This is a genomic window from Chitinophaga sp., assembly GCF_019236475.1.
Taxonomy (GTDB): Bacteria; Bacteroidota; Bacteroidia; order Chitinophagales; family Chitinophagaceae; genus Chitinophaga.
The window spans coordinates 1,386,552-1,398,500 of the sequence record NZ_JAFAIX010000012.1 but is presented as its reverse complement, the minus strand read 5'-3'; the positions used below and the strand labels follow the sequence as shown (position 1 = coordinate 1,398,500).

Here is an 11,949-nt window from a genome sequence, read left to right as displayed (position 1 = left end):
TCTTCGGTGTGAAAATTTACACTATGTCTGCTCCCATTAAGATACTAGCCATCTCAGGCAGTACCCGGAAACAATCATCCAATCATTTGTTGATCAAAGCGTTGGCAACATTATATAAAGAAAGAGTCGCCATTGATATTTTTGAAGGTCTTACAGAACTACCACATTTCAATCCGGACCTGGATATGGACATTGAACATGCACCGGCTCCTGTTACGGATTTCAGGGCACAGATCCGGGCGGCGGATGCAGTCTTGATTTGTACACCAGAATATGCCATAGGCGTACCAGGAACACTTAAAAATGCGATTGACTGGACAGTTTCCAGCATGGAGTTTTCCAAAAAACCAGTAGCATTAATAACAGCAGGTACTTCCGGTTATCATGAACATAAATCTTTGTTAGGCACCTTACTAATGATAGAGTCGCGGATCAGTGAAGAGATGCAGTTGGTGATTCCTGCGGTGAAAACAAAGATTAATAATGAGCCAGTTATCACACATATGGAGACGCTGATGCGATTAGAACAACTGATGACAGCATTGATTGCAGCGGTTCATGCCGGCGAAGATGCGGAAGGCTTTCTTAAGCCGCCACCCATTAATCAAGCCTAACACGTAAATGCCATTTTGGGCTAGATAGTGCTACAATTACAATAATTCCCATTTCTTTGTCGCATATATCTGCCCCATTTGTCCCTTTACCTGAAGAATAGTTTTTAAGAAGAAACGGCTGCTTCGTTGAAGCAGCCGTACGTTTTGGGGTTCACTATCAATGGTATAGGAATAATAGGGTTTCAGGGATTAATTATTGTGCTCTTTCTCTGTAAGTCACGCTGACAATTTTACCAAAGCCGCTGTACTCATCTTTAGGCACCAACACGGCCTGTTCTGTTTGGAATGACTTCGAGAAATAGAAATTCAGTTTTCCACTATGATCTGGATCTGCAGGATTATAGGTAGCAACACCCAGCCAGTTGGCCATAAAAGGCTCCAGGTTGGTAGTATTGGTACCTGACGCAGGATCGCCGTTATATCTTTTAGCGTAGTTGGTGAACGTATGCTGATCTATCCAACTGATTTTCCTAGCACCCACATCCAGCAATAAATAGCAGCCTGCATAATCTTTATGCACCGCGTATACTTTACTGTCTGTCGCATAATACAGGGTGCCATAGTTTTTATCGATGGTAAAGTACTTCGCGTTTTTAATGTCCGGGAAATCCAGTTTCATTTTCACATTCTGGGTAACAGTACTTCTCACATCAAATACCAGCAACCACATATCACCAGCAGGATCTTTCATAATAGCGTAGGTATTCAGCAACGTAGACATTGTTTTCATCCAAACAAGATCCATACCTACATTATTGAAATCAAATAATGGATTGGCAGGATTAGTTAAAGCCACGCATACACCGCTAGAAGCCAGTCGTACAAAGCGTTTCAGATCCATATCAAACATGGCGGCATAATCATTTGCTGCACTGGAATATGCTCTACCAATAAATGGCGCTGCACGGAAATCATCTCCACCAGCCATGTGATTCGCTTTTGCCGTAACGAAGTAATTCAGCGGACCTCGTTGATAGAAGTTTCCTTTTCCATCATAGACATGAATATAGTTCACATTAGCTGGGATTTCCCCGGCGCCTATAAACCCAGGAGAGAAGGAGGCACTGTCTGCCGGCGGTATCAGGAATTCCTTCCAGGTATTCCAGGCCCATTGTGTGATCAAGGCATCGCTGCGTAATTTCCAAGAGCCCTGGTCTGTGGAGAGATAAATATATTCTTTACCACCCGCCATTTGATTACCTTTCGCATCTACCCATGCAGGCGAAGGAATGGTATTATAGTTACTCGTTGGATAGTAACAGATTTTCCTAGGTCCTTTTAATGGTTTTGGCAGGTCAGGAGAGCCACTGAGAATATCTGAAGTAAACATAGATTTGCCATTGACATAATTGATCATATCCAATCTAGCATTTCCACTGATATCGCTCAATACTAACCAGCCTTCATAAGTACTGGAAGCCACCGTTACCTTGTTCATATGACGCATGAACACCTGTTTGGTTTGCTTGTCTTTTATTTCGAAATAGAGACCATAAACGCCGGCACCTACCACTACTTTCGCATTCAGGTTGAAGGTAGTTGCCAACTGTTGATATTCCGTGCCAGTAGCGCTACTGTCTGGCGTACCGAGTACCCAGCGATAGCCAAATCTAGCGGTATCGTCTGTGGCAACTTTATCTATTGTAGCCGTTACTTTCGGTGTAAGGCGGATCGTATCATACTGGAATACAGTCATTCCGTAAGGGAAGGTATCTATGCGCAATTCATTCACCGGAGCATATTGATAATTCCCCAAATCCTTATAGCAGCCACCGAGGATAAAACCAGCCAACAGCAACAAGGTAGAGAGTATATTTATAAAGCGATTCATGTTGTTTATTTTTGATTAATCACACAAAGTACCACCTGCCATAGAGGCTTTCATTGGGAAAGTAAGACCAGTAGTCAAGCTAACATCCATGATAGGAGTGCCTGCCTTTCTCGCTCTGGCAAGTCCGCAATTATAGGCTTGGCTATAGCTACCAACAATGGAAAGATTAGGCTGATTCTGCAACAAGAAAGACAAAGGAATCAACAAGTTTTCTGTGAGGAAACGCATTTTGGTGGGGGAATACTCCTCGAAATAATAATTTCCAATACTATTACTACCCACCCACCAGGTAGGTTGAGGGATATTGTCTGTAATGGAGTAAGTACGTTGCAGACAGGTTTTGATTTTCTTTGGCGTTGTATTTACCACCTCACCTTTGTAGTCCGTATTCAACTGTTCGGTAACGCCTAGATTGAGTGTAATAAAGTATTTATTTGTCGCCAAGGAAGGATCGCGGAGAATCTTCATAGGGATATTCGCAGAAGATCTACCATGACGGATGATACAAGTGGCAGGATCAAAACTAACGATACCTGTTGGTACCGTACTCGATGGGTCAAGCGTCAGGTTTACTTTCCGGTCGGAGGCGCTCGTGTCTCCCATAACAGCCACATTTACTAACACATACATTTCTTTTGGCGCATTGCCGAAGAAACCAAAGTTGGTAACCAGCGTATCCACCGCTACTGTATCCTTTGCGGAATTAGAGAAGTCCGAATAGGAGACGGTACCTTTCTCATCTGCAACACCCGCCGAATACTTATCCGGTGATAATGGAAAGTATACATTACTACGAGCATTGAATTGCATCAGTCCTGATTTCTTGCAGGAATATAACAGGACGCCTGTTATCAGCGATATAAAGAGAGCTAATTTTTTCATGTTACATCAAGGATTAGGTAAATGTATCTGGCGTTCTGCATCAGGAAGGGGCACTACAAATTTGGCTTTCCCCATGGCTATCACCGTGCCTGTAGCGGCAGTGCCATCTTGGATATTCGCCGCATTGATGCGTTTATAATAAAAGAACATCTGGCCTTCTCCATAAAATTCACGGCGATATTCTTTAGTAATTTCTCCAGTGAAATCATTGGTAGACACGATCAGATCTGCACCACGGGCTGCTTTCAATTTATTGAGATATTGCAATTGGGTAGGTCTGTCTGCCGCCGCTTCTGCTGCAATCAAATAACATTCAGCCGCTCGCATAATAGGGATACGCACATTTTTATTACCCTGGCTGGTGATAATTGGAGAATACTTATAAAATACCTTTTCCGTTCTAGATCCGTCTGACGGCAGATTCCAACGGTAAGGAGAAATGCGTACGTCTGCGCTCTGATTAAAGAGACTGGTCAATGCATCTGTTCTTGGCATCAATATATTCCATTCAAACAGTGTAGTCGCAAACAGTTTGTTATAGCTATCTTCCAATTTATAATTCTCCAACATAAACAGGCAATCCTGCGACAGCACTGGATCTCCAGGAATAGAACCACCTGTATTGAAAGGGAAATAAGCGGCCGGTGCATTCAATACATCTTGTACTGCCGCCAGTGCATTGACTTTATCCAGCCTATACAAGTACATTCTTGCTTGTAGTGCTTTCACCGCATAATAGTTCATCCTAAACTTACGATAAGAGGTAAAGTTGGAAGTACTATCTCCTCCTGGGCCATATTTCAATACCGGATCATTTGCCAGCAAAGTAGCTGCCAGCGTGATATCCCGTTGCAAGCTATCCATCATGTCATTGCCTTTGAGATAAGGCCGCGCCATTGGCGAACGATAGCTGTAATAAGGAATAGACATCGTAGAGGAATCGGTGGAGGCGTAGATAGGGCCGAAAAGCCGCATCAGATCGAAATGTAGAAAAGTACGCAATGCCAACGCTTCTCCTTTCACCAAGTTGTAATTATTATTGGTGAAGACGTTTTTTGCTTTATCAATATTATCCAAAATCAGGTTTAGATTGGCAATACTGCCGTATGCATTAGACCAGTAATCCGCAAAGAATGTCTTTGTTTTTTCATCGGTGTACGCGTATCTCGACATATTGTTATAAGGCGAGTTACCATTGGTGTTATAGAGCTGTCCTAATACATCTGGAATTACCATATGCATTTTACCGCCATACATTTCGTAGGAAGACATGTTCAAATAAACGCCGTTGAGCTGCGTCATGAAACCGGATTCTTTGGAGAAGGCCTCGTCTTTCAGAATCTTGTCTTCCGGCCTTACATCCAGGTATTTCTTACAGGAGGCCATTGTTAGCAAAGTGCCTGCCAGTAAGGAAAAATATATAATAACTTTCTTCATGTGCAATAGTTGAGATGTTTAAAATGCAGCCATCACTTTAAAGGAGCAGGATCTTGCATATGGATAATCAATTCCCCTTTCTCTGCGCAGGTTGGATAAGTAGAAAAAGTCGTTCATATAGGCAGACACGGACAATGATTGCAGTCCAACTTTTTTAATGAACTTATTAGCATAGAAATCATAAGACAGGGAGAGAGATTCACCAGCAAAGCTGCTTTCCTCCTGGATGAAGCGGCTCGACATACTGATATCTTTTGTAGAAACACCGTATCTAAAGTCCGGAATATTGGTAAACTCCGCTTTATCGCCCGTAGTTTTCCAGCGGTTGTAAAGCGCCCGTTTATCCAGGTTTTCCCCCATCACCTGTTGACGCGTTAAGTTTTCCACTTTCCCGAAGAGGGCATTATTAAACTGGTAGGACTTCCATTTATAGCGCATGATCGTATTCAGGCCGAAACCCTTGTACTGCACCGCCACACCAACAGTTCCCTGCATTTTAGGATAGCTATTACCCACATTCACCACGTTTACTGCATCGTAGGTATAGGTGAGGTTACCATTTTTATCTAGGTATAATTCTTTTCCTGTACCAGGATCTACACCCATGGAACGAACGGCCCATAAGTCGTTCGGATGGCCGCCATCCATGTACCTTTCCAGGTTTTGCGCAATAGTAGCATAACTGTGATAGTTATCCTTGTTATTGCTATTGATCAGTCCCGCATTGGATTTATTCAACTGATCCAAGATATTACCAAGGCCGCCATAGGTAGTCGTTTCTTTCTTCGTAGAAGCGCTGATACGTACGTAAAAACGTTCTTTCGTATTATTCAATACTGTGGCGCTTACTGCCACATCGTAGCCCTTCACACGGGAATTACCGATGTTGTACATGATCTTACTAGAACCAGTGGAGGGTGCATTATCGATACTGATAATCATCGGGTCTGTGAGGTTATTGTAAACGTTGGCATTGATGGAAATGCGTTCATCCAGCAATCTGGCATCCACACCTAATGTTTTCATCAATGTTTTCTGCCAAGCCAAGTCTGAATTTCCCCATGAATATACATTGGAACCTAATCCGAATGAGTTCACTACGCCACGGTTGTATACCATAGTGGTAAAGGAATTATAAGAACTGAAATTCTGGTTGCCCGGATTACCAATGCTACCGCGGAGTTTCAGGAAATTCACCCATCCAATATTTTTAAAAAACGATTCATTATGTAGGTTCCAGGAAAGACCGAGCGTCCAGGTATTGGTGTGGTTGACGCTACTACCAAAAATGGAAGAACCATCTTTACGATAAATCGCATCCACCATATACCGACGTTTATATCCGTAGTAGCCGTTTAAAAAGAAGCTCGCAGAACGATTCACAGACCTAGCATAGTCCGGAACGCCTGCAGTAGGATAACCAGAAGCAAAGCCTGGATAGATCTTATCGATAGCAGGGAATCCTGTTGCAGAATAGCCGTCAGAGGAAATGCTGTTGGATGCCACATTGAATCCTGGAACTAAATTGAGCTCATGGATATTATGCCACATCTTACCGTAGCTGGCCTGTAAGTACGCCTCGTAGGATAATCCACGGTCTGTGCTATTCTTATATAAGCCTTTTTGGGACGCTTCTTTTTTATCGAAATCCTTCATCTGAGGAGATTGATAGATTTCATGCTGTTGATTACTATAGGTAATGGAAGCGCGACCATCAATGCGGAGATGATCATTAAATTGATAATAAGCGCTGATATTATTACGGAGATTCACATTCCTGGTTCTGTCCATCTTAGGCAAATTCAACTGATAGATGGGGTTATAGACCAGGATAGTATCACCCGCATAAGGACTGATACCATAATCCAGGTATTTGTCGTTGGTTGGTTTATAGTAGGGCACTGCTTTCACCCAGTCGCTGAAGCTGCCGTAGGGAGATTCATCTGCGGTGAAAGTGGTCAAACTGGTTCTGTTGGTGAAGGAGAATTTACCGGGTCTGTAGATCAGGTCCAAGTTGCCAGAAGCGGTGTTCCTATTGGATCCTTTCATGACGCCTGGCAAAGTGGAATATCTTCCGCCTACGGCATATCTGAACTTAGTATCACCTCCATCGGCTTGTAGAGAGTAGCTATTGGCCAATGTAGTAGGGCGAATTGGATAGCCCATCCAGTAAGTGTTTACACCACTGAGTACATTGTTCAGGTTCTTGTTGTAGCGTTCATTCATGGAGTTCCACATCAAAGTATTGGAGGCATCCTTCGGTGTGTACACGTTGGTGAGTCGTTCGAACTCCAGTTTTTCCGCAGCGTTCATCATATTGTAATCGCGCAGATCTGCGAAATAGAAAGTATTATCATATACCGCGGAAAGGTTCATTTTACCTGCGCGAGGTAATTTTGTATCGATGACAATTACACCGTTGGCGCCTTTGGAACCATAGATGGCGGTGGAGCTGGCGTCTTTCAAAATAGTTACATTCGCTACCCTATTCATATCCAGGGCCATTACATTTTCGATGGAGCTTTCGAATCCATCGATGATAAAGAGTGGCTGGTTGGGGTCGCGTGCAAATTTGTCTACCGTACCAATGATACTGGTTTTACCACGGATAGACATATTAGGCATGACATTCGGATTACTTCCGGCCAGGTTATTATCCATGAGGATAAAAGCCGGGTCCAGGGAGCGGAGACTCTGAATAACGTTCTGGTTCCCTACAGTACGCAGTTGTTCACCGGAATACACAGCAGCATCACCCGTGAAGGATTCCTTCTTTCTCGTGAAGATACCAGTAGTGATCATTACCTCGTTCATGTTTTGCACCTTCTTCGCCAGTGTGATGTTGATTTGTGCGCGGCCATTCACCTGCATTTCATGGGTTTGAAAACCCATCATGCTAAAGATCAGTACCGCTTTTGGATCTACGTTAGCAATAGAGTAAGTACCATCGCCGCTGGTAGCCGCGCCTTTGCCGGTCCCTTTTACCGTTACGGTTACACCGGCAAGCGGTTCTTTGCCATCGTCCGTAACTCTACCAGTAATGGTGATCAGTTGCTGTTGGTCTTCCGTGATTCTTCTCTCCGCAGCGCGTGTGCGAATAAAAACAGATTTGTCTGTTTCAGCCAGTTCGAATGTCAATGGCTGATTAGCTAAACAGATTTTCAGTGCTTCGTTCAAGCTTGCATTGTGCAATGTTACATCTACCGGTTGCAGGTTTCGTACCACCTGCTGATCCCAAAAAAAGGCGTACCCGGTTTGTTTTCCAATAGTGCTGAACACGCGTTCTAGCGGCATCTTATGCGCAGTCATCGTCACGGATTGCGCATAGCTGCTGGCACTCACCTGCATAACGGTGACCAGCAACAGGGTGACAGTCATCTTCATAACCGACAACATTTTGGTTGGCGAAAAATTCATGTAGTTGGTTTTTGATTTTTACGATTTAGTAAGGCATAAGTATGCCCTGCTGCACTTCCTCTTAAAAGCGCAGTATATAATGGTTGATTGGTTGCTGTAAGCTGTTTGTCTACGTTATGGCATGACTGTTATGGTCCGACCCTCCTGTTTTACATTAATTCCATTTTTTCTCATAAATGCTAGCAGTGTTGACAATTGTGTGTTTCTGCTCAGTAATCCTCCAAACTGGCGATCCGGTATTTCTCCTTGGTAGACGACTTCTACATCATACCATCTTTCTACCTGGCGCATCAGTCCTTTAAAGCTGGTGGTATTTAGGGCCAGCATCCCGTTTCTCCATGCGGTGACCTGGTCCAGGTCTGCTTCTGCTACATACAGACTGTATTGATCCGTAACGGCCATTTGTCCTGGCCGGATAATACGTTCACTGCCGGCGGCTTTCACCATAATTTTCCCCTCTACCAGGGATGCCTGGAGATTCGGTTCATCGGTATAAGCCATTATATTAAAACTGGTACCCAGTACTTGAATAGTGGTATTCCCGCACACCACGTGGAAAGGCCGCTGTGGGTCTGGTTTGATATCGAAATAGGCTTCTCCTGAAAGTGTTACCACTCTTTCACTATCATTGAAAGCGGCAGGATATCTCAGGGAAGAAGCTGCATTGAGCCAGATATGGCTACCATCGGCCAATTCCACCTGAAACTGCCCGCCTCGCGGTGTATTCAACGTATTATAAGTGGTGGTTGTATGGCTATTTTTACTGTATTTCAAAGCGCCCTCTTGTTGCCGTACAGCGGTATTGCCTTGTGCAATTTCTTTCGTAGTGCTGTCCAACTGCACGTGAGAACCATCTGCCAGGATTAGGGTGGCCTTATTGGTACCTGGCATAATGACCATTGGCGGAAAGTCTTTCTGGTGGCTGCGTTGCTGCCATATCAAGCCACTTGTCACCAATAAGAGTAATCCCGCCGCTGCTGCTACTGCATAATATATGCTACGTATAGGCTTCACCGTATGCAACTCTTTTTCTGATTGTTGGATACGGTATAATATGCGTTCATAAAGCTGTTGGTCTGGCGCAGCCGGTACATGGGTGGTAGCCAGGGCATTTTCCAAGTATTGCATCATCCATTCTCTGTCAGCAGCGCTGGCAGCACGAATGGCAGCATTCAATACCTGTTGATTTTCCTGGTTGAGTGTCCCAGCAATATGTTGATCCAGTAACCTGGTGATATAGGCTTTATCAATCGGCATACAGTAATAAGACGCAGGCAAGGAGTAAAAGCACTCCTCCTTTTAAAAAAATATTTTCTCAACCTTATCGGGAGTAGTAAAACACGACCAGCAGGACCAGTGGAATATCAATACCAGCATGCGTTTTGAGATAATCTCTCACGAATTTAACGGCATCATATAATTGTTTCTTCACACCAAATTTGGTGATGCCCAGTGTATCCGCTATCTCATCCAACGACATACCCTCGTCGTGACGCATAGCGAAGATGGATTGTTTACGCGCAGGTAATAGGGAGATGGCCTTTCTTGCAATAGCGGAATATTCTTGAAAATGAGCTTCTTCTTCCACATGGGAAAGTTGTTCCGGTTGCTGCTGTTGGAAATCAGCGATCGCTTGTTCTCTCACCTGTTGGCGCCGATGCCTGTCGCGCAAGCAATTGCGAGCCATCATATAAAGATATGCCGACATAGCGCTGACACCAGGAAGTAACTCCCTGCGCAGCCATAGTTTGAAGAAAACATCCTGTATTACTTCATCCGTATCCACCGCTGAAAAACCGGTGAAAGGATGAATAAATAGATAGAGTTTTGGTTGATACTTATTATAAAGCTCAGCAAAGGCTTTTTCCTCACCCTCCATCAAACGTTTATGTAAATCGCTATCCGTTGGCGGATCTACCATGCCATATTAGTTCAATTGTTCAGGGCTAAAAATATAAAATATGGCGTAATAAAGCTATTGTTTTACTTGGAAAATAGATGGCGACTCCTAATCAGTAAACGGTTACGTCTTCTACGAATGGAAAATACTTGTTGGTATTGCTCTGCAGCGATTCGACTATTTGAATAAGCGTCTAAAATACGTGCAGGCGTAAGTAGTCCGGTTAACTTGTTATCCGCCGGGTTTAATACGGGCAATACTTGCAGTTTGTGTAGACTGAAAAGATCTACCGCATTACTCAAAGGAACATCCTGGTAAACGAAAATGGAAGTATCCATCGTACCATCCTGTTGCAGGATAGTTTCCATAATATCTGCTACTTTCAGGCGTTGCAGGATATCCGGTTCATAGCTGTTAGGAGCAGCCACTCCATGACGTTCGATTTTTTCCGTCATGATAGAGCCTTTCATCAAGAAGAACGATACGAAATAAGAAGCAGTACATGCACCCAGCAGCGGCAACAATCCGTGTGGCTGCATTGTAGCTTCAAAAGCAAAGACCACTGCTGTCAACAGCGCTCTTGCAGCACCTGCAAACATAGCAGCCATACCAATCAGTGCGCAAACAGATAAATTGATATGACTATCTGGGAAGAAATGCAGTACTATTAATCCGAAAAGCACGCCTGCGGCGCCACCGATGGTCATTAACGGAGCGAGGGTTCCGCCGCTGGTACCACTACCCAAAGAAATAGACCAGGAAATGTATTTCATGAAGCAGAGTCCCAATACCATTGTTAGTGGGAGTTGTCCGCTCAAAAGGGAAGTGATATTATTATAACCAACACCAAGTGTATAAGGCGCAAAATAACCGGTCACGCCAATTACTATGGCGCCAATAGCTGGCCACCACATCCAGTGTATGGGTAGTTTTTCAAAAAGATCTTCAATCAGGTAAATGCTTTTAGACACCAGTGCAGCGAGAACGCCCAATATAGCGCCGCCTAGTACATACCATGCCAGGGCTTGTGCATCTGGCGCAGGGAATTCCGGCATAGGAAATACAGGACCACTGCCAAACATTAGGATATGCATAGCTGCGCCTGTAGCGCAGGCTAATGACACAGGAATAATTGTTCTCGGACTGAACTCAAACAACAGCAGCTCGATGGCCAACAACACTGCTGCCACTGGCGTACCGAAGATCGCCGCCATACCCGCTGTAGCTCCGGCTGTGAGCATGATTTTTCGCTCATTGGGAGAAATACGCATGATTTGTCCGGCAAACGATCCGAAAGCACCCCCAGTAGAAATAATAGGACCTTCCGCCCCGAAAGGACCACCCGTACCGATAGAAATAGCGGCAGATAATGGTTTCAGGATCGTAATCACTGGCTTGATACGACTTTCATTTGTTAGTACCTGTTCCATCGCTTCTGGAATACCGTGACCGCGGATGGCAGCAGAACCGAGTCTCGCCATTACCCCAATGATCAGTCCTCCTAAAACGGGGATGATAATTACCCATAAACCCAATTGGTTATGGGTAGGACTAGCTTCTCCGAAGGAAAATTTACCGTAAAAGGATATATTCGTGATTAGGCTAATAAGACCTACGAGTCCCTTGGCAATCACACCGATAATCACCGCATTGAGTACTGCTTGTAGGGAGAGGTAAAAGAGTCTCCCTGAAACTGTCTTATCTCCAGTCATTTTCTTCGAGTCGTATGCGGATTTATCCAGGGAAGGAGCAATAAATACTGCCGGCTTCCTATTTTTGTGCTTCATTGGGACGAAATTTGACGCAAAAATATTGCAAAGACAATATTTTTGCAAACACAAACTCAATATTTAAGTTAATTTTTATTG

General features: G+C 44.1%; 8 protein-coding genes. 1 reads left to right on the top strand and 7 read right to left on the bottom strand.

Annotated elements, in window-relative coordinates:
- Positions 1 to 23 precede the first annotated feature (23 nt).
- Positions 24 to 614, top strand: coding sequence for an NADPH-dependent FMN reductase (locus JO154_RS21990; RefSeq protein ID WP_291949658.1), 591 nt, complete (start codon positions 24 to 26; stop codon positions 612 to 614).
- Between the two features lie 193 nt (positions 615 to 807).
- Here JO154_RS21990 and JO154_RS21985 read toward each other — a convergent pair whose 3' ends face one another.
- The 7 genes from JO154_RS21985 to JO154_RS21955 all read right to left on the bottom strand — a co-directional run bounded on the left by JO154_RS21985 (position 808) and on the right by JO154_RS21955 (position 11,868).
- Positions 808 to 2,445 carry a PKD-like family lipoprotein gene (locus JO154_RS21985; protein ID WP_291949655.1) on the bottom strand — a complete coding sequence of 546 codons (1,638 nt, stop codon included), beginning with the start codon at positions 2,443 to 2,445 and terminating at the stop codon, positions 808 to 810.
- Positions 2,446 to 2,460: 15 nt separating this feature from the next.
- A complete protein-coding gene (locus JO154_RS21980; protein ID WP_291949653.1) occupies positions 2,461 to 3,327 on the bottom strand; it encodes a DUF4843 domain-containing protein in 867 nt (288 codons plus the stop codon).
- A 6-nt stretch (positions 3,328 to 3,333) separates the two neighbouring features.
- Positions 3,334 to 4,764 carry a RagB/SusD family nutrient uptake outer membrane protein gene (locus JO154_RS21975; RefSeq protein ID WP_291949650.1) on the bottom strand — a complete coding sequence of 477 codons (1,431 nt, stop codon included), beginning with the start codon at positions 4,762 to 4,764 and terminating at the stop codon, positions 3,334 to 3,336.
- Positions 4,765 to 4,782: 18 nt separating this feature from the next.
- Positions 4,783 to 8,148: a SusC/RagA family TonB-linked outer membrane protein gene (locus JO154_RS21970; protein ID WP_291949647.1), complete on the bottom strand. Its 3,366-nt coding sequence runs from the start codon at positions 8,146 to 8,148 to the stop codon at positions 4,783 to 4,785.
- Positions 8,149 to 8,295: 147 nt separating this feature from the next.
- Entirely contained in the window at positions 8,296 to 9,438 is a 1,143-nt protein-coding gene (locus JO154_RS21965; RefSeq protein ID WP_291949644.1) for a FecR family protein, read from the bottom strand.
- 64 nt (positions 9,439 to 9,502) lie between these two features.
- Complete coding sequence (locus tag JO154_RS21960; RefSeq protein ID WP_291949641.1) at positions 9,503 to 10,102, bottom strand: sigma-70 family RNA polymerase sigma factor; 600 nt, start codon at positions 10,100 to 10,102, stop codon at positions 9,503 to 9,505.
- 62 nt (positions 10,103 to 10,164) lie between these two features.
- A complete protein-coding gene (locus JO154_RS21955) occupies positions 10,165 to 11,868 on the bottom strand; it encodes a chloride channel protein (RefSeq protein WP_291949637.1) in 1,704 nt (567 codons plus the stop codon).
- Positions 11,869 to 11,949: the final 81 nt, after the last annotated feature.

Coding starts and splice junctions, on each gene's coding strand:
- JO154_RS21990 (WP_291949658.1), top strand. CDS start 24: ATGTCTGCTCCCATTAAGATACTAGCCATCTCAGGCAGTACCCGGAAA.
- JO154_RS21985 (WP_291949655.1), bottom strand. CDS start 2,445: ATGAATCGCTTTATAAATATACTCTCTACCTTGTTGCTGTTGGCTGGT.
- JO154_RS21980 (WP_291949653.1), bottom strand. CDS start 3,327: ATGAAAAAATTAGCTCTCTTTATATCGCTGATAACAGGCGTCCTGTTA.
- JO154_RS21975 (WP_291949650.1), bottom strand. CDS start 4,764: ATGAAGAAAGTTATTATATATTTTTCCTTACTGGCAGGCACTTTGCTA.
- JO154_RS21970 (WP_291949647.1), bottom strand. CDS start 8,148: ATGAAGATGACTGTCACCCTGTTGCTGGTCACCGTTATGCAGGTGAGT.
- JO154_RS21965 (WP_291949644.1), bottom strand. CDS start 9,438: ATGCCGATTGATAAAGCCTATATCACCAGGTTACTGGATCAACATATT.
- JO154_RS21960 (WP_291949641.1), bottom strand. CDS start 10,102: ATGGTAGATCCGCCAACGGATAGCGATTTACATAAACGTTTGATGGAG.
- JO154_RS21955 (WP_291949637.1), bottom strand. CDS start 11,868: ATGAAGCACAAAAATAGGAAGCCGGCAGTATTTATTGCTCCTTCCCTG.